This is a genomic window from Sphingomonas montanisoli (genome assembly GCF_008274695.1).
Taxonomy (GTDB): Bacteria; Pseudomonadota; Alphaproteobacteria; order Sphingomonadales; family Sphingomonadaceae; genus Rhizorhabdus; species Rhizorhabdus montanisoli.
The window spans coordinates 829,164-849,968 of record NZ_VTOU01000002.1 but is presented as its reverse complement, the minus strand read 5'-3'; the positions used below and the strand labels follow the sequence as shown (position 1 = coordinate 849,968).

Below are 20,805 nucleotides of genomic sequence, written 5' to 3'. Positions count from 1 at the left end.
ACATAAGTGTGACCGTCCGCAAGACGAGGTAACAGGATTCTTACTTACGGTTGCCGCATTGCAACATTATAGTGTTCGTAACGGGGGTGACATCATCGCAGATGCGGCAACACAAGTGGGCGAACCACGAAAGCGCGACTCCGATCGCACGCGCGCCGCGATTCTGCGCGCGGCGACGCGCGAGTTCGGCACGCATGGCTTTTCGGGCGGGCGTATCGAAAGGATCGCCGCTGCCGCCCGCTGCAATATTCGCCTCCTCTACCACCATTTCGGCAACAAGCAGGCACTGTACCTGACGGTGATCGAGGCGGCTTATGCCGATCTGCGCGCCAAGGAGGCTGCGGTCGTGCTCGACTCCGCCGATCCGCTGGCCAGCGTCGAGGCGCTGTTGCGTTTCACCTTCGGCTATTTCGAAAAGAACCCGCTGCTCGAAGGGCTGATCCGCTCCGAAAACATGATGCAGGGCCGTTTCCTGCGCCAGTCGCACAGCGTGCCCGAGGCGGCGGAGCGGCTGAAGGAACGGCTCTCGGGCGTCATCGCGGCGGGGGAGGCGAAGCGGGTGATGCGCGCAGGCATCGATCCGGTGCAGCTCTACGTGACGATCACGGCGCTGAGCCGCTTTCACCTCGCCAACAGCCACACCTTGTCCAACGTGTTGGGCGTGGACCTGACCAGCGCGGACTGGCGTGCCGCATGGCTCACCCACAGCATCGATCTGCTGCGCGCTTGGGTGCGGCCTTAAGCCAGCCGTTCCGGCACCACTTCCGAATCCTCGACGATCTTGTCGACCGTCGACACCGTTTCCCACGGGAACACGAACCAGTCCTTGTTCTGCGACCGATCGATCATGCGGAAGCGATAGTCGACGCGCTCGGCCGAGATCGTGTTGTCGATCAGCACGGCGAAGCGGACATTGTCCGCCACCGCGCCGGCCGCCGACAGCCCGGTGCGCAAATGGGTGATCGTGCCGCCCGAATCGTTGATGTCGTCGACGAACAGCAGCCGCTCCCCCGTCTGGGTGCGCTTGGCGAGCTTCACGAGCAGTTCGGCCGCGAAGTCGGGCACGTTCGACGAATAGTCGACCGACAGCATCGGGATGCTCGTCGCGTGGCTCAGATAAACCGCCGGGGTCAGGCCACCACGGCCGACGCCGATGATGAAGCTCGGCTCCCAGTTGCTCTCCTTCACGCGGGCGGCGACATAATGGACGGCGGTCAGGAACTCGGCCTGCTCGACGGGGGTCAGGGTCGGCATCATGATCTCCGAAGGCGACGGAAAGCGGGGCTTATGCGCACGGATTGCCCGTCGATCAAGCGTCCGTAGCGGTCACATAGGCATCGAGTGCCGCCAAATGTTTCGCCACCGCATCGTCGGGCAGGAAGGAACCGAGGAAGCTGTTGCGGGCAAGGCGTGCGAAGTCCTTCGCGTCGAGCCGTCCGGCGGGGATCAGCGCACGGTAATTGTCGTTCACATAACCACCAAAATAGGCCGGATCGTCGGAATTGATCGTCGCGCGCAGGCCCGCGCGCAACATCCGCTCAATCGGGTGTGCATCGATGTCGTCGACCACGCACAGCTTGAGGTTCGACAACGGGCAGACCGTCAGCGTCATGCCGCTGCGCGCGAGTCGTGCGGTCAGCGCCGGATCGTCCAAGCTGCGATTGCCATGATCGAGCCGATCGACGTGGAGCAGGTCGAGCGCCTCGTGAACATAGTCCGCCGGCCCCTCCTCCCCCGCATGCGCGACGCGGAGCAGCCCCATCTCGCCGGCGCGCGCGAAGACACGCTCGAACTTCGACGGCGGATGGCCCAACTCGGAACTGTCGAGGCCGACCGCCGCAATGCGATCGAGCCAGGGCTCGGCGGCCTTGAGCGTCGCGAAGGCGGCTTCCTCGTCGAGGTGACGCAGGAAGCAGAGGATCAGCTTCGAGGTCAGGCCGTGCTTCGCCTCTGCCGAGGCCATCCCCGCGAGCAGGCCATCGATCGCCACGTCGAACGGGATACCGCGATCGGTATGCGTCTGCGGATCGAAGAATATCTCAGCGTGACGAACATTGTCGGCGGCGGCGCGATCGAAATAGGCGGTCGCGAGGTCGCAGAAATCCCATTCGCTGCGCAGAACGTTCGCGCCAGCATAATAGATGTCGAGAAAGTCCTGAAGGTTCGAGAATTCGTATGCCGCCCGCACCTCCTCGACGCTCTTGAACGGGATCTCGACCTTGTTGCGTGCGGCCAGCGCGAACATCATCTCGGGCTCGAGGCTGCCTTCGATATGGAGGTGGAGTTCGGCCTTGGGCAGGCCGGAGACGAAGGCGTCGAGGTTCATCGGATATGATCCCGTTGGTGGGCGAGTTTGCCCGCCAGATAGGTGAAGGCGACCGCGCGGTCATCCCCCAGGATCTGCAGCGCGAACAATCTGTCGTGGAGCGACGCCCCCGCTGTCCGCCGCGCGAGCAGCGGCGTGGCGCATGGATCGAGCACCGCAAAGTCGGCCTCCTGCCCCACCTTCAGCGCCCCCACCCGATCGGCGATGCCGAGCGCCCTCGCCCCGCCGACCGTCGCGAGATGGAGCGCGCGGAACGGATCGAGGCTCACCCCGCGCATCTGGCCGACCTTGTATGCCTCCCCCAATGTATGGAGCAGCGAGAAGCTGGTCCCCGCGCCGATATCGGTGCCGATCCCGACGCCGACACCATGCGTGCACGCTTTCTCCAGATCGAACAGGCCCGATCCCAGGAACAGGTTCGACGTCGGGCAGAAGGCGGCATGCGCGCCCTTCGCCCCCATGCGCGCAAAGGCGTCGTCGTCCATCTGGATGCAGTGCGCGAACACCGATCGATCGCCGACCAGCCCGAAGCGATCATAGACGTCGAGATAGTCCTTCGCCGTCGTGAAACGCGCGCCGACCGCCGCCACCTCGCCCAGATTTTCGGCGAGATGCGTATGCATCAGCACGTCCGGGTGCGCCGCGACCAGTTCGCCCGCGCTCGCCAGTTGCGCGTCGCTCGACGTCAGCGCGAAGCGCGGCGTCACCGCATAACGCAGCCGCCCCCGCCCGCGCCATCGGGCGATCAGCGCCTCGCTGTCGGCCCGCCCGGTCTCCACGGTATCGCGCAGCCCGTCGGGCGCGCCCTGGTCCATCAACACCTTGCCCGAAACGATCCGCATGTCGCGGGTCAGCGCGGCTTCGAACAAGGCATCGACCGATTCCGGATGAACCGTCGCATAGACGAGCGCGCTGGTCGTGCCGTTCCTCAACAGTTCGTCGAGGAAGAAGCCCGCAATCGCATCGGCATGATCGCGATCGGCGAAAGCGGTCTCGGCCGGGAAGATATGCCGATCAAGCCAGTCCAGCAGTTGCGCCCCATGCGCCGCGATCCGTTCGGTCTGCGGATAATGGACATGAGCATCGACGAAGCCTGGCACGATCGTCTTGCCGGGGAAATGCGTAACCGACGCGTCGGCAAATCGTCCCGCCAGATCGGCATGATCACCGATCGCGACGACGATCTCGTCCTCGACCACCAGCAACCCATCGGCATGATGGACGATAGACGCGCCGTTCCTCGGATCGTCCGGGACGGCCAGAATTTCGGCGCGGAACGCCTCGATCACAGTTCGTCACCCCCGCGTAGGCGGGGGCCTATCCAAAGCTTTCCCATGTGATGACACTGGATGGGTCCCCGCCTTCGCGGGGATGACGGTTTGTGGGGAGAAACAGCCACTCAACTGCCCCGATAGGTCGAATAGCCGAAGGGCGAGACGAGCAGCGGCACATGATAATGCGCGCTCGCATCGGCCACCGCGAAGTCGATCGTCACCCGATCGATGAACGGCGGTTCGGGCAGGACATGCCCCACCGTCCGAAAATAATCGGCCACCGCGAAGGTCAGGCTGTAATGCCCGATCTCCAGCGGCCGATCGCCGAGCAGGCCGGGGCAGCGCCCGTCCTCGTTGGTCACGCCCTCGAACCACGCCGCGCCTTCATGCAGCAGCGTGATCGCGACACCGCGCGCGGGCACGCCGTTGGTCGTGTCGAGAACATGGGTCGAAAGCCCCATCAGCGCGGCTCCCAAGTCGAAACGAATTCGGGCTCGTCATAGGCCAGATAGTCGGTCAATGCGGCCTCCTGATCGTCAAGGAACAGCTGGTTCGCGACCCCCTCGACCAGCCGGGGGATCGCATATTTGAGGCCCGACAGCGCCGACGCCGACAGCCCCAGGCTGATCAGCCCTGAATAGTTGAACGCGAACAGGCCGTGCAGCTTCGGGCTTCCCTGCAACTGGAAACCCGGCCCCAGATAGGGGTGATCGTCGATCAGCGGATTGGCGAGATCGGCGGGCGCTTCGTATCGATCGCGCCACCGCGCGATATCCTCGGCAAGCAAGGCGAGTTCGGGCCGCAATTTGGGATCGGTGATCAGCCCGGTCGACAGGATCAGGAAGTCGAAGCCGTGATGTCCCTCCGGCGTCTCTACGATCACCTCACCATCCGCCTCGCGCACCGACAGCCACGGCGCGCCGAGATGCAAGCGAAAGCCCGGCCACGCCGCCGCGCGCTGGAACGTATCGTTGGTCGGCGGCTGGTTGCGTGCGAAGAAGCTCGCCATCACGCGGTACTTCGCGGCATCGTCGAGTGCTGCGAACCGCCCCGTCATCCCCCAGCGTTCCATGAAGCGGATCGGATTGACCTGCGGCAGCGCTTTCCTGCGCACGAAAACATGCGCTTCGGCCACGCCGTGCGACAGCGCGTGTTGGGCGTTGTCGAACGAGGATGCGCCCGCGCCCAGAATCGCGATCCGCTTGCCCGCCAGCGTCGCGAAGTCGATCGCTTCGGACGTGTGCGCATAACGATCGCGCGGCAAATGCTTGACGAGGTCGGGTGTATGCCATTCGCCGCCGCCTTGAATGCCCGTCGCGAGGATCACCTTGCGCGCGGCCATCGTCCGTTCGCCGCCCGGCCCCTCGACACTCAGCCGCCAATGCCCGTCCGATCCGCGATCGAGCAGGGTCAGCCGCGTCTCATTCTCGACCGGCAACGACAGGACCGCGCGATACCAGCGCAGATACTCCATCCAGTCGCCGCGCGGGATCTTGTCGATCGCCGCCCAGCCCTCGGCGCCGTGCTGCGCCTCCCAGAAGCTGCGGAAGGTGAGCGAGGGGATGCCTAGGTCGATCGACGTGATCTCCTTGGGCGTGCGCAGCGTTACCATCCGCGCATAGGTGTCCCACGGGCCTTCATAGCCCGCGGGATTTTCGTCGATGATCAGGATGTTCGACATGCGCTCGCGGATCAGCCCGAACGCCGCGCCCAGCCCCGATTGCCCGCCGCCGACGATCACGACGTCATAGACGCCCCGCGTCTCGCGCACCCAGGTCGGCTTGCCGGCCTCGATCTTCGTCAGATCGGCCGCGACCTGCGCGTTGAGATCGTCGAGACTCATGCGAGCGCGTCCGCCAGCCGCAGGTGAACGATCTTGGCGATCTCGCCCCGCGCCGTCGCGATCTCGGCGGGCACATCGTTCGCTGCGCGATCGTGCATCGCGGTCAGGATACCCCGCTTGGTGGTCGTCCGCACCGCGATGATGAAGGGGAAGCCGAAGCGCGTCCGGTAGGCGTCGTTCAGCTGATGAAACAACGCATATTCATCGGGCGACAGCCGATCGAGCCCCGCCGATGCCTGCTCGGCGGTCGAGGCATCGGTCAATTCCTTGGCAATCGCCGCCTTGCCCGCCAGTTCGGGATGCGCGCGTAGCAGCGCGATCTGCTTCGCCTCGCCCGCTTCCTCGATCACATCGGCAAAGGCCGCCTCCATCGCCGCGATGCTCGCGAACGGCCGCCGCGCTTCCGCCGCCGCGACGATCCACGGCGAATGTTCGAACAGGAAATCGAACTTCGCGTTGAAGTCCGATGTGGAGAGGGCGTTCACTTCTTCGACCGTCATAAGCCTCTTCCCGTCACCCCCGCGGAGGCGGAGGCCCATCCGCTCTCGCGTGGCGCGCAACCTCCCGACTGGATAGGCCCCCGCCTCCGCGGGGGTGACGAAATGGGGATCATGCCGGATGCACCTCCAGCCAGTGGCGCGCGATATCGATCCGCCGCGCGATCCACGCATCCGGATGCGCCAGCACATGATCGAGGAAGCGCCCCACTGCCGCGGCACGCCCCGGCTTGCCCGCGATCCGGCCATGCAGCCCAATCGACATCATCCGCCCGCCCTCGGCATGGAGCGCGTCGAACGTATCGCGCATGTGGCGGAAGAACTGCTCGCCCTCGGTAAAACCGTTCAACGCCACGATCTTCATGTCATTGACGTCCAACGTATAGGGCACGATCAGCTGCGGCTTGCCGTACCGCCGATCATAATAAGGCAGGTCATCGGCATAGCTGTCGGCATCATAGACGAAGCCGCCTTCCTCGACGACGAGCCGCGCCGTGTTCGGGCTGGTCCGCCCCTGATACCAGCCCAACGGCCGTTCGCCGGTCAGCTTCGTGTGCAGCGCAATCGCTTCGGCGATGTGGGCGCGCTCCACGTCCTCTTGTACCTTCTGATAGTCGATCCACTTGAGCCCGTGGGTCGCGATCTCCCACCCGGCCGCCTGCATCGCGGCGACGGCCTCCGGATTGCTCTCCATCGCCTTGGCCACGCCGAAGACGGTGACGGGCGCATTGCGCGAAGTGAACAGCCGGTGGAGCCGCCAGAACCCTGAGCGGCTGCCATATTCGTACAGGCTCTCCATCGCCGCCGAACGCTCGCCGACATGGCTCTGCGCACCCACCATTTCGGACAGGAACGCCTCCGAACCCGCATCGCCGTTGAGGACGCTGTTCTCCGCCCCCTCCTCATAATTGATCACGAACTGCACCGCGATCCGCGCGCCGTTCGGCCAGTGCGGATCGGGCGGGTTCTGCCCGTAGCCGACGAGGTCGCGCTCCATCAGATCCTCCCCCGGAGGGGGAGGGGGACCGCGAAGCGGTGGAGGGGTATTGGCCGGCAGCAATGCGCTCGTGGAGAATACCCCTCCACCACGCTTCGCGCGGTCCCCCTCCCCTTCCAGGGGAGGATCAACATGACCAAGCCTCCAGCGCTGCATCCACCCCCGCGCCGGACTTCACCGCAAAGCCCTCCGCGCGCAGCACCGCCTCCAGCGCGCCCAATGTGATCAGCACCTTATGCTTCATGGCGTTGTAACCCATCGCGCCGATCCGCCAGATCCGGCCCTGCAGCGGTCCGAACGCCGTGCCGATCTCAATCTCGAAATCCTCGCGCATCCGGCGGCGCACCGCCTCGCCATCGACGCCCTCGGGAATATACACCCCGGTCACGTTCGCCATGCGATGCGTATCGTCGCCATAGACCGTCAACCCCATGCCGCGCAGCCCCGCGGTCATCGCCCGCCCCGCCGCCGCATGACGGGCAAAGCGCGCCTCCAACCCCTCGCCCAGCACGATCCGCGCACATTCGCGCGCGCCGTAGAGCATCGTCGTCGCCTCGGTATGGTGGTTGAGGCGCTTCTCGCCCCAATAATCCATCACCATCGCGAGATCGAAATAGTTGGAGCCGATCCGCGCCCGCCCGCCCTGTGCCAGATCGTCGCGGGCAATCCCCTTTTCGGTATGGCGGCGCGCGAAGATGAACTCGGCCGCGCGATCCGAAATCGTGATCGGCGCCGAACCCGAGGGGCCGCCCATGCACTTCTGCAGCCCGCCGGTCACGATATCCGCGCCCCACGTGTCGGTCTCTACCGCCATCCCGCCCAACGTCGCGGTCGCATCGACATAGGACAGCGCGCCATGCGCCCGGCAGATGTCACCCAAGCCATCGAGCGGCTGCGCCATCGTCGTCGACGTATCGCCGTGGACGCACGCCACCACCGCCGGCTTGTGCGTGGCGACCGCCTCGGCGATCGCCGCCATGGGCACCACCTCGCCCCATTCGGCATCGACCGTGACGATGCTCCCGCCGCACCGCTCGACGATCTCCGACAGCAGCAGCCCGAAGCGCCCGGAGCGGACGAGCAGCACGGTCGCCCCCGGCTCGATCAGCGAGACGAGCGCCGCCTCGATCCCCGCCCGCGCGGTGCCGTCGATCAGGAAGGTCCAGCGGTTCTCGGTCTGGAAAACGGCGCGGTAGAGCGCCATGACCTCGTTCATATAGGTCGTGAATTCGGGATCGAACTGCCCCAGCAGATCGGCCGACATCGCGCGCAGCACGCGTGGATGCGCGTTCACCGGCCCCGGCCCCATCAGCAGCCGCTGCGGCGGATCGATCTGGCTATAGAGATCAACCAACGTAGTTCGCTCCCAATTTGTCGATGAACCGGCGCATCACCTGCAACGCCGCCTCGGCATCGTCCGCCGTCACCGCCTCGGCCGGATTGTGGCTGACCCCGCCTTCGCAGCGGATGAACAGCATCGCGGTGGGGCACAGGCTCGCCATCACCATCGTATCGTGCCCCGCGCCCGAAACGAGTGTGCGCACCCGATGCCCGCTCTCGACCAGCGCGTCTTCGAGCATCGCGGTGAGCTTCGCGTCGCAGGGCGATGCGCCCAGATCCTGCACCTGTTCGACGGTGAGTTCGAGGCCGCGTGCCTGCGCGACCTTGCCGATCTCATGAACGATCCGCTCGGCGGCGGCGTTGCGCACCGTTTCGATGCCCGATCGCACGTCGATCGAAAAATCGACCTCGCCCGGCACGACATTGACCGCGCCGGGACCCACGATCATCCGCCCGACCGTCGCCACCAGATCGCCACCGACCTCATGCGCGATCCGCTCGACCACGAGCACCGCGTCCGCCGCCCCGGTCAGCGCGTCGCGGCGCAGGTGCATCGCATTGGTGCCGGCATGGCCCGCCTTGCCGGTGATGCGGACCTGATAACGCAGCTGCGCGGCAATGCCGGAGACGACGCCGAGCGCCAGCCCTTCGGCTTCGAGGACCGGCCCCTGCTCGATATGCGGTTCGAGGAAGGCGAGAGCGGTTTTGTAGCGCGCACTCAAAAACAGTCTGCTCGTGTCGAGCGAAGTCGAGACACGTTGGCTCGGTGCATCGCTTGAGAACGTGTCTCGACTTCGCTCGACACGAACGGGGAAGGTGGAAATGGCATCGACCAATCCCACCCCATCACGATCCGCGACCTCAAGCGCCCCGGCCTCCAGCGTCCCCGCTATCGCCCGACTGCACAGCATCGACGCCGGAAAGCGCGAGCCTTCCTCATCGCCGAACGCGATCACCTCGATCGGAAAGGGCATCTGCCGCCCGCCGAGCGCCGCGACCGCCTCGATCCCCAGCATGATCCCCAGCGGCCCGTCATAGCGGCCCGCATCGCGCACGCTGTCGATATGCGATCCGATCAGTAAAGCGGGCGCATCCGGGTCCGAACCTTCGTAACGCCCGATCAGGTTTGCGGCGGGATCGAGCCGCACGGCCATCCCCGCTTCCTCCATCCAGCCGCCGAGCCGTTCGAGCGACGCGGCATGGGCCGGCGTCAGATAGGCGCGAAACAGCCCGTCCGCGCTGTCGCTATACGGCGCGACGCCCAGTTCGTCGCACCGCGCGACGGCGCGTTGTCCGCTAGGTTTAGCGCCACCGCTCACCATGCCGCCACCGCGCCGTCGCTGCGCGGGTCGGTCGCGCCCTCGATCACGCCGTCGGAATGGCGGACCAGCGCGCCGGCATGGCCCATCGTCGAAGTGAAGCCACTCAGCAGTTCGACATCATGCCCCGCCTCGGCCAACTGCCGCACAAGCGCGGGATCGAAGCGGTCCTCCAGCTTGAGGGTCACACTCTCCTCGCCCCAGGTCTTGCCGAGCAACCATCGCGGCGCGGTGATCGCGGCCTGCAGCGGCATGCCCAGATTGTAGCGCGAAAAGACCGCCGCCTGCGTCTGCGGCTGCCCTTCGCCGCCCATCGTGCCATAGGCCATGCGCCGCCCGTCATCGAACAAGGCGATGGCGGGATTGAGCGTGTGGAACGGCTTGCGCCCCGGGCGGAGCGCATTCCAGCCATCGGGCGCGAGGCGGAAGCTCGCGCCACGATTCTGCCAGACGATGCCGGTGCGCGGCAGGGTCACACCCGATCCGAACTCGAAATAGGTCGACTGGATCGCGCTGACCGCTCGCCCCTCGTCGTCGATCGCACCGAACCACACGGTATCGCCCAGCGCCGGCACATGCGGCCACGGCATCGCCTTCGCCCGATCGATCCGCGCCGCCCTCGCATCGAGCGCGGCGGCATCGTCGAGCAGCGTCTGGCAGTCGACCGTCATGTACGCGGGGTCGCCAACCTCGGCATCGCGGAACAGGAAGGCTTGTTTGGTCGCCTCTATCAATCCGTGGATATGATCGAAACCGTCTATCACGCCCGCGTCGAGCCGATCGAACAAAGCGAGGATCAGGAGCGAGGCGATTCCCTGCGTCGGCGGGGTCATGTTGAAGAGGCGCGCGCCCGAAATCGCGACGCTCAGCGGATCGGGCGTGGTCGTGCGGTGGGCGGCAAGGTCGGCCGCCGTCACCGGGCTTCCTGCGGCCGCCAGATCGGCGGCGATGTCGGCCGCCAGCGCACCGGTGTAGAAGTCGGCGAGACCCTGCGACGCCAGCCGGCGCAGCGTTTCCGCCAGCGCCGGCTGGCGCAGGATCCCGCCCTCCGCCAGCGGTTTCCCCCCGCCCCGGAATATGTCCGAATAACCGAACACATCGCGCAGTTCGGCATCCTTGGTCTTGGCGATTTCCGCCCCGCCTTTCGTCACCACCACGCCCGCATCGGCATGGTGGATCGCATCACGCAGAATCCTGCCGAGCGGCAGCGGATCGGCCACGCGCGCCAGCATCGCCGCCCACCCCGAAATCGTCCCCGCGACCGTGTTCGCCGCCAGCGGCCCGCGCCACGGCACCGCGCTCATCCCGGCATAGAGATCAAGGTTGGCCGCCTGCGCCGCGCCGCCGACCGCGCTCACCGCGTGGACGCTCCCGTCCGGCTCCGCGACCAGCCAGAAGCTGTCGCCGCCGATCGAGTTCATGTGCGGATAGACCACCGCCAGCGCTGCCGCGGTCGCGACCGCGGCCTCGATCGCCGATCCGCCATCCTGCAACACCGAAAGCCCCGCCTGGCTTGCGAGGTGATGCGGCGCGGTCACCATCCCGCGCAGCGATTTCGGCGTGTGGAGCATCAGCCCCCCGCCATCCACGCGAAGCGCACGACGAACAAACCGGCGAGAACGAACAGCAGCCAGTCGCGCTTGGTCGCCTTGCCCTTGAACAGCTTGAGCGCCGCATGCGCGGTGATGCCGAAGGCAAGGCCATTGGCGATCGAGAAGGTCAGGGGGATGAGTGCCAGCGTCAGGAAAGCGGGGATCGCCATCTCCGCATCGTCCCACGGCACTTCGACGAGCGGTGCCATCATCAGCCCGCCGACCAGGATCAAAGCGGGCGCGGTCGCGGCGAGTGGGATCAGTTGCGCATAAGGCGCCACGAACATCGCCAGCAGGAACAGCACGCCGGTCACCACGGCGGTCAGGCCGGTGCGTCCGCCGGCCTGCACGCCCGCCGCGCTTTCGACATAGGAGGTGACGGTGCTGGTGCCCGCCATCGACCCGAAGATCGTCGCGATCGAATCGGTGAAGAGGATGCGGTTCAGGCGCGGGATCTTGCCGTCGGGCTCGATCAGGCCGGCGCGCTTGGTCACCGCCACCAGCGTGCCGATATTGTCGAACAGATCGACGAACAGGAAGACGAACAGGATTTCGAGCAGGCCGAGGCCGTGGTGGCCCGACGCGCCGAATACGCCCGCGAGATCGAGCTTGAACGCGGTCTCGGTCATCGCGCCCAGATCATAGGGTTCGGGCTTGAACTGAACCGCACCGAAAGCCCAGCCGAGCAGGGTCGTCACCACGATCCCGATCAGCATCGCCCCGCGCACGTTCCACATGCTGAGCACCGAGATGATCACGAGCCCCGCAATCGCGAGCAGCGGCCCCGCCGCGTGAAGATCGCCCAGCGCGACCGAGGTCGCCGGGTTGGACACGACAATCCCGGCATTTTTCAGCCCGATGAAGCCGATGAACAGGCCGATGCCGCCCGCCACCGCCGCGAACAGATGCGGCGGGATCGCGGCGACGATCATCTGCCGGATACCGCCGAGAGTCAGCAGCAGGAACACCACGCCCGACACGAATACGCAGCCGAGCGCGACCGGCCACGGCACGCCCATCTGCTGAACGACGGTGAAGCTGAAATAGGCATTCAGCCCCATGCCGGGCGCGAGCGCCAGTGGCACGTTGGCCGCAAAACCCATCAATATGCTGGCGAAGGCGGCGGCGAGGCAGGTCGCGGCGGCGACCGCAGCGACCGGCATCCCAGCCTGCCCCAGGATCGCCGGGTTCACCAGGATGATATAGGCCATCGTCAGGAAGGTGGTCGTGCCCGCGACGATCTCGGTCCGGGTATTGGTCCCCCGCTCCGCCAGGCCGAAATAACGTTCGATCGCGCTCATGCGTCTGCCACCCCCTTGGCGTGTCTTTCTCCTCCCGCGCGCCGGCCGTTACCGATCGCCATCACCCTATCGCACATCGCGCGGCTCCGAAAAGCCCGTCAGCCCTGCGGCCTCCAGTCGGGCGGCGGCGGCGAACAGGGTGGCTTCGCTGCCGGGCTTGCCGACCAGCTGGACGCCCAGCGGCAATTTGCCGGGCCGAAGCAGCGGCATGGTGAGAACGGGAAGCCCGATGAAGCTGAGCGGCTGCGTGAGTAACCCGATATTGGCGCGCGCCGGTACCTTCTCGCCACCGACCATCATTGTCGGATCGTCGATCAAGGGCGCGACGCAGGGTGCGGCGGGGGCGAGCAGCACGTCGAACCGTTCAAAAAGTTCGGCCGCGCGCGCCGCGAACCAGCTCCGGAAACGCTGCGCGCGGACATAATGTGCCGCGGGCAGTAGCGCGCCGGCGAGCAGCCGGTCGCGGGTCGCGGGGTCATAGTCCATCGCGCGGGCGCGCAAGGTCGCCAGATGCAGTGCCCCGCCCTCCGCCGCCGTCATCACGAACGCAGCCGATCGCGCACGATCGACCTCGGGCAGTTCGACCAGCGGCCCGCCGCCGAGCGCATCGGCGAGGCTATCGAGGCCGTCGAGCAATTCGGGATCGGGATCGGCGCGAAACCAGCCGTCAAGTCGCCCCACCCTTAATCCTCCCCCGCCAGGGGGAGGATTAAGAAGGGCAGTCCACGCCAGCCGCAAATCCTCGACCGACCTTGCAAACGGCCCGATATCGTCGAAGCTCTCCACGAACGGAAACACCCCCGCCATCGGCAGCGCGCCATGGGTCGGCTTCAACCCGTACAGGCCCGTCAGCGCCGCCGGGATGCGGATCGATCCGTTGGTATCGGAGCCGAGCGACAGCGGCAGCATCCCCGCAGCGACCGCCGCCGCCGAACCGCCCGACGATCCCCCGCACAGCCGCGCCCCATCATGCGGATTGCGTGTCGTACCATAGGCCGCGTTCACCGTGACGAAGCCATAGGCATATTCGTCCATGTTGAGCGTCGCGATCAGCACCGCGCCTGCGGCTTTCATCCGCACCACCGCCTCGGCATCCGCACGCGCAGGCGTCGCATCGGCGCGCATCCCCGCACCCGCGGTGGTGGGCAGGCCCGCGACATCAAACAGATCCTTCACGCCATAAGGCACGCCCGCCAGCGGCCCCGGATCGCGCCCCGCCGCTACGATCGCGTCGACCGCATCAGCTTCGGCCAGCGCGCGTTCGTCGAGTAACCGCGTCACCGCCCCGATCGCGCCGTCCTTCGCGCGGATCGCGGCGATGGCGGCCTCGGCGAAGGCGCGCGCGCTGCGCTGGCCCGATCGCACCTCGGCGGCGATGGCGGCGGCGGACATCATGGGTGCGGATCGTCCGGCAGGGGGAAATCGGCCAGCTTCGCGGCATGCGCTTCGAGCAGCACGGCGTTGGCGCGCACGCCCTCGAGCGTCTCTGGCGGGAGGGCAAGGCCGATCGCCGCTGCCGATATACGCAACGCCTCCCCGACCCGATCTTCCGCCATCGCCAATTCCCCCGAAGTAAGAGAATTATGAATTGATGCGGATTTGCGCCCGTTTCGGCAAGCAGTTTTTGCAGGTGCGAACACCTCCATCCTTCGATCGTCCTTGCGAGGAGCCGGAGGCGACGAAGCAATGCACCCCGAACTGCGGCGTGGATTGCTTCGCTATGCTCGCAGTGACGAGGAGAAAGTGTTGCGAGTGCGAACGGCTTCGGTCACCCTTGGTGCAAAAGGGGAATTCCATGCGCCTGTCGATCCTGTCCGCCGCCATGCTCGTCGTCGCGTCGCCGCTCGCTGCGAAGGGCACGCCCACGCCGAGCCCGGAGGCGCGCACCGCCGCCTATATGGCATCGATCGCGGGCGATCGGGCGAAGCTGCGCCTGTTCCTGCAGGCGATGCCCAAGGGCGCCGATCTCCACAACCATCTGGGCGGATCGACCTATGCCGAGGATGCTCTGAGCTGGGCCGGCGATGCGGGGCTGTGCATCGACTTGGTTACCGCACATATCGTCGATGGCCCCTGCAAGGCCCCTGACACCGTTCCCGCCAAGGGACTTGATGCCGACGCGAAGCTCTATTCGCGCGTCGTCGACGCCATTTCGACGCGCGGGTTCGAACGCGGTTTCGGCGATCCGAAGGTGCCGGGGCAGGACCGCTTCTTCCACACGTTCGAAGCGTTCGGCCCCGGCACGCGCGGGCAGACGGGCAAGATCATCGCCGCCACGCTCGAACAGGCCGCCTATGATCATGTCGGCTATATCGAGCCGATGACGATCCTGTCGCCGATGCGCGCGCTGATCCCCGTGGCGATGCGCGACGGCGGCGACGGCACCGACTTCGCAAAACTCGACGCCGCAATCGCACCCGCAATGGCGCAGGCCGTCGCCGCCGGTCGTGCGGAGATGGACGCGGCCGAGGCGGAGGCGAAGCGGATGCTCGGTTGCGGCACCGCGTCGGCGCAGCCCGGCTGCGCGGTCGCGATACGTTACCTGCCCTGCGCGCTGCGCAATCTCGATCCGCGCATCGTCTTCGCGCAGCTGGCCTATGGCTTCGCGCTGGCCGAGGCGGATACGCGCTTCGTCGGCGTCAACATCGTCGCGCCCGAACATGAGCCGGTGCCCCGCCGCGACTATGCGCTCCACATGGCGATGCTCAAATGGCTGAAGGCCAAGCACCCCAACGTCGCGCTGTCGCTCCACGCGGGCGAACTCACGCTCGGCCTCGTGCCCCCGCGCGACCTGAAGTCGCACATCGCCCAGGCGGTCGAGGTGGCGGGTGCCAAGCGGATCGGCCACGGCGTCGACATCGCATATGAGGCGGACGCTCCCGCCCTGCTGCGCCGCATGGCGAAGGATCGCGTCGCGGTGGAGATCAACCTGACCAGCAACGACGTGATCCTGGGCGTGAAGGGCGGCGACCACCCGCTCGCCCTCTACCGCAGCTATGGCGTGCCGGTGGTGCTGTCGACCGATGACGAGGGCGTCGCGCGCAGCGACATGACCAACGAATATCTGCGCGCCGCGACCGAACAACATCTCGATTATCACGAACTTAAGGCCATTGCGCGCGACGGGCTGCAATATGCCTTCCTTCAAGGTGCGAGCCTGTGGGCGGATCGTTCGGGTGTCGGCCGCGTCACTGCCTGCGCTGACATGAAAAGCGCGTCGTGCGCCGCCTTTCTCTCCGCAAGTCCCAAAGCGCATCAACAGGCCCTGCTCGAAGCCGATTTCGTGACTTTCGAAAAGATCCATTTCCGATAATACTTCCCTCGGATTCGGGGGAATTTCATGATCGTCGATGCGGCGCTGCAGGCGCTCGACTTCATCACGCATGAATTGATGCTCTTCGCGTGCATCGGATTGCTGATCGGCGGCATCGATGATCTTGCAATCGACTGCATATGGCTGGCCGATGTCTTGCGCGCCTGGATCGGTGGGCGTCGGCGCACCGGCGCGCCATCGATCGACGCGCTGCCCGCCCCGCAATCGCCAGGCCGGATCGCCATCCTGATCCCCGCCTGGGATGAACAGGACGTCATCGGATCGATGCTGCGCAGCGCGGTCGATCGGATCCGGCACGATGATTATCGCATCTATGTCGGCGTCTATCCCAACGATCCCGCCACGATCGCGGCCGCGCGCACGGTAAACAGCCCGCATATCCGCATCGTATCGGGCACGCTCTACGGCCCGACCACCAAGGCCGAATGTCTCAACCGATGCTGGCGCGCGGTGTTGGAGGACGAGGCGCGCGATGGCATGCGCGTGAAGGCGATCGTGCTTCACGATGCCGAGGACGTGATCCACCCGCTCGAACTCGCTCTGTTCGATCGGCTGATCGAGACGAGCGACCTCGTGCAGATCCCGGTCTTCCCGCTTGCGGATCCGCGCTCGCCGTGGATTTCGGGCCATTATATCGACGAGTTCGCGGAATCGCATGGTAAGCAGATGCTGGTGCGCGAGCGGCTGGGCGCGGGAATGCCGCTGGCAGGTGTCGGCTGCGCCATATCGCGCGATGCGATGGCGGCCCTCGCCGACGTGCGCGGCGGCGATCCGTTCGACGCGGCGAGCCTGACCGAAGATTATGAGATGGGGCTGCGGCTGAACGCGCTCGGCCGCAGCGCGCGTTTTGCACGCATCGCGGGTCGTCCGGGCGGGTCGCCGATCGCCACGCGCGCTTATTTCCCCAACACGCTCGACGCCGCCGTGCGGCAGAAGACCCGGTGGATGATCGGCATCGCGCTGGCGGGCTGGGAAAAGCTCGGTTGGACTGGCGATCTGGCCGAAGGTTGGATGCGGATGCGCGATCGCCGCTCCGTCCTGGCCGCGATCGTGCTGACGGCGGCTTATGCCGGGATGCTGTGCGCCTCGATCCAATGGCTGCTGGGACAGCCGATGCGCGGCGGCGCTGCCTTGCAGGCGCTGCTGGGCTTCAACAGCGCGCTGTTGGTGTGGCGGATGGTGATGCGCGCCGGCTTCGTCGCGCATGCTTATGGCGTGCGGCAGGGCCTGCTGTCGGTGCCGCGCCTGTTCGTCGGCAATCTGATCGCGATCGCATCGGCGCGGCGGGCGGTGTTCGCTTATGCGCGCGGGCCGGTCGCCTGGGACAAGACCAGCCACGCCTTTCCGGCCGAACTGCCCGCCGAATGACAGTGCGGCAGCTGGCGCCGATCCGGTTCCTGTGGATCATCGTGGGCGGCTGGTGCGCCATGCGCGCGGTCTTCGGCTTGCTCAGTGGCCTGCCGGTAACGGCGAAGGTCGAGACCCCAGCGAGAAGTGCGCGGGTTGTCCGCCAGGTTCTCGCCGCCGTGGCCCCGGTGGCGATCGCACCGATAATGCTATCGGACAGCACTCCGCCATCCGGGCGCACGGTGCAGCCGGGGGAAAGGCGACGCCCCCGGGCCGTCACGGCGACACTTCCGTCAGACTTCGCGCAGTTCGCCAGGATTGAGGCAGACGCCGCCGAAGCGCCCCCCGTTCCGACACTCCCGCTTCCGCCCCTTCCCGCCACCGCATCGACGGGCAGGCGATGGCATGGTTCGGCCTGGTTGTTCGCGCGGCGCGGTGGCGATGTCGATCTGGCGCGCTTCGGCCAGCTCGGCGGATCGCAGGCGGGGGCGCGGATCGCGTGGCGGGTCGACGGCAGCGGGCGGATCCCGATCTCGATCGCCGCGCGCGCCTATACCCCCCTGCGAACCCGAAACGGGGCAGAAGGCGCCGTCGGCGTCGAGATCGAACCTCTGCGCCATGCCGCACTTCGCCTCAGCGTCGAACGGCGCTTCCGCATCACGCGCGGCGGGCGCAACGCCTGGGCGGCTTATGCCGCGGGCGGGCTGTATCGCGAATTCGGGGCCGACATCGTCGCCGATGCCTATGCGCAGGCCGGCATGGTCGGCGCGCAGCGGCGCGACCTGTTCGCCGACGGTGCCGTGCGCGCGGGCCGACACGTGCGGATCGACCATAAGCGCGCCATCATCGTGGGCGCCGGCGCCTGGGGCGCGGCGCAACCGGGCGTCTCGCGCCTCGACGTCGGGCCGCGCATCGCGCTCGCCCTGCCGGTCGATCGGGCGACCGTGACCCTTGCCAGCGAATATCGCATACGCGTGGCGGGCGATGCACGCCCCGGTTCGGGCCTCGCGCTGACCCTGTCGACGGACTTCTAACCGCGCGGGCGGCGCAGGATCAGGTAGAGCGCGCCCGCCCCGCCGTGACGGGGATGCGCGCCACGCACGGCGGCGATGCGATCGGCATGGGGGCTGGCGGCGATCCAGCTGTCGACCTCGCCCCGGATCGCCCCGCGCCGCGCGGCACCACCGCGCCGGTCATCGGCCTCGCGCGGCGGGCGCCCCGTTACGAGCAGCAACACCCGCACCCCATCCGCCAGCGCCTCGCGCAGCCCCGCATCGAAGGCGCGATGCGCCGTCGCGAGCGTGTGGCCGTGCAGATCGAGCGTGCGATCGGGCCGCGCCAAGCCCTTGAGCAGACGCCGGTCCCAGCCGCCATCGAGGCCATCGGCGGTCAGGTCACGCGGCGGAACCGGCTTGATGGCCGCAACCCGCGCAGGCGGCACGCGGCCCTTGGGCGGCTTGGCGACGGCGACGGGGGATAGGGGATCGGCAAGCACAGGCGATGGGCGTGGCAAGGCACGCTTGCGCAACGGGCGGACGGTTTCTGTCACACGCTCCCAGAGCGCGGCCTCGTCGGGTTCGAGGTCAGGACCGCGCCTGCGCGGCACCTTGGGCCTCCAGCCGGTCGACCGAAGCGCGCGGCAGCAGCAACCACGCCTTGCCGCGCCCGCTCATGCCGCCTGCGATCCGGCGCGCATCGTCGCCGGCGCCCCAGAACGTATCGAAACGGTTCGCGCCCTTGATCGCGCCGCCGGTATCCTGCGCCACCCACAGCCCGTTCGCCTCGGTCCGATCGAGCGACAGCACGACAGGCGCGCCCAGCGGGATGAAGGCCGGATCGGCGGCGACGGTCGTCCGCCCCGTCACCGCGACGTTCAACGCGCCCAGCGGGCCGGCGCCGGTGAGTTCGCGAAAGAACACGAAGCTCTTGTTCTCGCGCATGATCGCGTCGCCCTCGGCGGGGTGCGCGCGCAGCCAGGCCATCACGCCCTGCATCGAAAGTTCACCGGGGCCGAGCAATCCGCGGTCGCGCATCAGCTTACCGATGCCGACATATTCGCGGCCATTCTGCCCGTCATAGCCGATGCGGATGATGCGGCCGTCGGGTTGGCGCAGCCGCCCCGAACCCTGAACCTGCAGGAAGAAGAACTCGACCGCGTCGGCGGCATAGCCGATTTCGAGACCGCGTCCCTTGAGCGCGCCATCCTCGATCGCGCCGCGATCGGGATAGGGGACGAGCCGGCCGTTCTGGACGCGGCCACGGATCTTCTTGCCCTTCAGGTCGGGATAGAAATCGCCCAGATCGCCTTCGACGAGATCGGACGGCTTCTTGTAAACCGGCACTTCGTAACCGAGGCGCGGCTCCCGCGAGCCGGCGATCTCCGGCTCGTAATAGCCGGTTGCGAAGGCCTGTCCGTCACCGACGGCAACCGTCTGGAACTGCGCCGAGAAGAAGTTGGGCGCGTCGCTGTCGGGCCAGCCGGCCGCAGCCGCACAGGCACCGTCCCAATCGCCCGCACGCGTCAGCCCGCTCGCGTCGTTGCGCCGCTTGAGCGCGGGGCAGGACAGGCGGAACGCCACCAAAGCCGCGCTCGCCGACGTCGGCGTGACGCCGAGTTGGGTATAAGCCGGGCCGCGCGCGATGCCGGCCGCAGCGGCGGTCGTCGGCTTGATCGATGGCGTCGGTTTGGGGGCTGGCGTTGGCGTCGGACGCGCGTGATGCGTGGGCGCGGGCGTGGAGGCGCCCGGCTGGGGAACGACGGTCGCGCAGGCGGAGAGCGTCGCGAGGCCCGCGACGCTCAGACAAAAGCGGCGGATCACGCGGCCTCGTCGGTTTCGATCAGCACCCAATTGGGATCGTCCGACTTCACTTCGCGCGCAAAGGTCCAGACGTCGTGGGTCGGCACCGCATCGGTCAGCGAACCGGCGATCACATGATCCTCGGCATCGCGCGTGACCGCAGCGATATCAGCTTCGAAGCGCACGGTGATGCTCGCCTGCCGGCCGGAAAGCGACGCAGCCTCGATAACCGCGCTCTCGATCGTGACGAGGCGATTGTCGAGCTTCTGGCCCGCATCCTTACGCTGCGCGATCGCATCGGCGAACGCATCATAGACCGAGTCGCCGGTCAGGTTGCGCAGCGTATCCAGATCCTCTTCCCAATAGGCTTCGAGGATCATGCGATAGGCCGAGCGGGCACCTTCGACGAACTGCGCGGCATCGAAATGGGACTCCACCGACTGGATGGCGCGCAGGCCGGTTTCGGCACGCGGTTCGACCAGAGCGGGACGTCCGGGGGCAATGGGCGCGGTGGTGTCAGGCAGCGAACGACCCGCCGCGATCGGCGCGGGGGTGGCCTCGGCCGGGCGCGCGATGGTCTGTTCGTGGCCGGTACGGCGGCCGAGGACGCTCCAAAGACGGAACGCGACGAACAGAAACACCATCGCGAGAATGACTATCGTGGCCACCAGTCCTCCCATGCGCCAAACGGGCGCGAAATCGAACCGCCTACATAGGAGCAAGTGGCCCGACTTTCAAATGGCGCGCGCCATTGCCCTGCACCGCCCGCTTTGCTAGGCGCGGGCGCCATCGCCGGGCGACGCGCCCGGCCCTCCAATCAACATGGGCAGGAACGA

20 protein-coding genes are annotated in these 20,805 nt (G+C 67.1%); 4 read left to right on the top strand and 16 right to left on the bottom strand.

The features are described 5' to 3' along the window. Positions 1-115 precede the first annotated feature (115 nt). The gene (locus FYJ91_RS09880; RefSeq protein ID WP_219822575.1) at positions 116-742 is read left to right on the top strand and encodes a TetR/AcrR family transcriptional regulator; all 627 of its coding nucleotides are present in this window, start codon (positions 116-118) and stop codon (positions 740-742) included. Here the strand turns inward: FYJ91_RS09880 and FYJ91_RS09875 are convergent. From FYJ91_RS09875 to FYJ91_RS20585, 13 genes are all read right to left on the bottom strand, one after another. Further along, positions 739-1,254 (bottom strand): phosphoribosyltransferase, encoded by a 516-nt coding sequence (locus tag FYJ91_RS09875; RefSeq protein ID WP_149522070.1) that lies wholly within the window; start codon positions 1,252-1,254, stop codon positions 739-741. The genes FYJ91_RS09880 and FYJ91_RS09875 overlap by 4 nt on opposite strands. Positions 1,255-1,309: 55 nt before the next feature. Further along, the gene (locus FYJ91_RS09870; RefSeq protein WP_149522069.1) at positions 1,310-2,326 is read right to left on the bottom strand and encodes an adenosine deaminase; all 1,017 of its coding nucleotides are present in this window, start codon (positions 2,324-2,326) and stop codon (positions 1,310-1,312) included. Beyond that, on the bottom strand, positions 2,323-3,615 hold the full coding sequence (guaD, locus tag FYJ91_RS09865) for a guanine deaminase (RefSeq protein WP_219822574.1): 1,293 nt from the start codon (positions 3,613-3,615) through the stop codon (positions 2,323-2,325). Before guaD ends, FYJ91_RS09870 begins: the two co-directional genes overlap by 4 nt. Positions 3,616-3,725: 110 nt before the next feature. Next, positions 3,726-4,061 carry a hydroxyisourate hydrolase gene (gene uraH, locus FYJ91_RS09860; RefSeq protein WP_149522068.1) on the bottom strand — a complete coding sequence of 112 codons (336 nt, stop codon included), beginning with the start codon at positions 4,059-4,061 and terminating at the stop codon, positions 3,726-3,728. Next, positions 4,061-5,443, bottom strand: a complete 1,383-nt coding sequence (locus tag FYJ91_RS09855) for an FAD/NAD(P)-binding protein (RefSeq protein ID WP_149522067.1) — start codon at positions 5,441-5,443, stop codon at positions 4,061-4,063. The genes uraH and FYJ91_RS09855 overlap by 1 nt, the downstream gene beginning before the upstream one ends. After that, positions 5,440-5,943 (bottom strand): 2-oxo-4-hydroxy-4-carboxy-5-ureidoimidazoline decarboxylase, encoded by a 504-nt coding sequence (uraD, locus tag FYJ91_RS09850; protein ID WP_149522066.1) that lies wholly within the window; start codon positions 5,941-5,943, stop codon positions 5,440-5,442. The genes FYJ91_RS09855 and uraD overlap by 4 nt, the downstream gene beginning before the upstream one ends. Before the next feature lie 109 nt (positions 5,944-6,052). After that, positions 6,053-6,937, bottom strand: a complete 885-nt coding sequence (gene puuE / locus FYJ91_RS09845) for an allantoinase PuuE (protein ID WP_149522065.1) — start codon at positions 6,935-6,937, stop codon at positions 6,053-6,055. 127 nt (positions 6,938-7,064) lie between these two features. Beyond that, a complete protein-coding gene (locus tag FYJ91_RS09840; RefSeq protein ID WP_149522349.1) occupies positions 7,065-8,246 on the bottom strand; it encodes a pyridoxal-phosphate-dependent aminotransferase family protein in 1,182 nt (393 codons plus the stop codon). A 37-nt stretch (positions 8,247-8,283) separates the two neighbouring features. Then, positions 8,284-9,600, bottom strand: coding sequence for an allantoate amidohydrolase (locus tag FYJ91_RS09835; protein ID WP_149522064.1), 1,317 nt, complete (start codon positions 9,598-9,600; stop codon positions 8,284-8,286). Continuing rightward, positions 9,594-11,168: a gamma-glutamyltransferase family protein gene (locus tag FYJ91_RS09830; protein ID WP_149522063.1), complete on the bottom strand. Its 1,575-nt coding sequence runs from the start codon at positions 11,166-11,168 to the stop codon at positions 9,594-9,596. Before FYJ91_RS09830 ends, FYJ91_RS09835 begins: the two co-directional genes overlap by 7 nt. Beyond that, positions 11,168-12,490 carry an NCS2 family permease gene (locus FYJ91_RS09825; protein ID WP_149522062.1) on the bottom strand — a complete coding sequence of 441 codons (1,323 nt, stop codon included), beginning with the start codon at positions 12,488-12,490 and terminating at the stop codon, positions 11,168-11,170. The genes FYJ91_RS09830 and FYJ91_RS09825 overlap by 1 nt, the downstream gene beginning before the upstream one ends. A 66-nt stretch (positions 12,491-12,556) precedes the next feature. Next, on the bottom strand, positions 12,557-13,885 hold the full coding sequence (locus tag FYJ91_RS09820) for an amidase family protein (protein WP_149522061.1): 1,329 nt from the start codon (positions 13,883-13,885) through the stop codon (positions 12,557-12,559). Further along, the gene (locus FYJ91_RS20585; protein WP_181008425.1) at positions 13,882-14,046 is read right to left on the bottom strand and encodes an AtzG-like protein; all 165 of its coding nucleotides are present in this window, start codon (positions 14,044-14,046) and stop codon (positions 13,882-13,884) included. Before FYJ91_RS20585 ends, FYJ91_RS09820 begins: the two co-directional genes overlap by 4 nt. A gap of 239 nt (positions 14,047-14,285) precedes the next feature. On the opposite strand from FYJ91_RS20585, the gene FYJ91_RS09810 reads away from it, so the two are divergent. Genes FYJ91_RS09810 through FYJ91_RS09800 form a run of 3 tightly spaced genes read left to right on the top strand, consistent with a single transcriptional unit; the run spans position 14,286 to position 18,205 of the window. Next, positions 14,286-15,803 carry an adenosine deaminase family protein gene (locus tag FYJ91_RS09810; RefSeq protein ID WP_149522059.1) on the top strand — a complete coding sequence of 506 codons (1,518 nt, stop codon included), beginning with the start codon at positions 14,286-14,288 and terminating at the stop codon, positions 15,801-15,803. A 27-nt stretch (positions 15,804-15,830) separates the two neighbouring features. Next, positions 15,831-17,192, top strand: coding sequence for a glycosyl transferase family protein (locus FYJ91_RS09805; RefSeq protein ID WP_181008424.1), 1,362 nt, complete (start codon positions 15,831-15,833; stop codon positions 17,190-17,192). After that, a complete protein-coding gene (locus FYJ91_RS09800) occupies positions 17,189-18,205 on the top strand; it encodes a hypothetical protein (protein ID WP_149522058.1) in 1,017 nt (338 codons plus the stop codon). Before FYJ91_RS09805 ends, FYJ91_RS09800 begins: the two co-directional genes overlap by 4 nt. Here the strand turns inward: FYJ91_RS09800 and FYJ91_RS09795 are convergent. From FYJ91_RS09795 to FYJ91_RS09785, 3 genes are read right to left on the bottom strand one after another with little or no spacing between them, the layout of a single operon-like run. Then, a complete protein-coding gene (locus FYJ91_RS09795) occupies positions 18,202-18,777 on the bottom strand; it encodes a Smr/MutS family protein (RefSeq protein WP_149522057.1) in 576 nt (191 codons plus the stop codon). The two genes, FYJ91_RS09800 and FYJ91_RS09795, sit on opposite strands and share 4 nt — an antisense overlap. Continuing rightward, complete coding sequence (gene mltA, locus FYJ91_RS09790; protein WP_149522056.1) at positions 18,755-19,990, bottom strand: murein transglycosylase A; 1,236 nt, start codon at positions 19,988-19,990, stop codon at positions 18,755-18,757. Before mltA ends, FYJ91_RS09795 begins: the two co-directional genes overlap by 23 nt. Next, complete coding sequence (locus FYJ91_RS09785) at positions 19,987-20,637, bottom strand: Tim44/TimA family putative adaptor protein (protein WP_149522055.1); 651 nt, start codon at positions 20,635-20,637, stop codon at positions 19,987-19,989. Before FYJ91_RS09785 ends, mltA begins: the two co-directional genes overlap by 4 nt. Positions 20,638-20,805 lie beyond the last annotated feature (168 nt).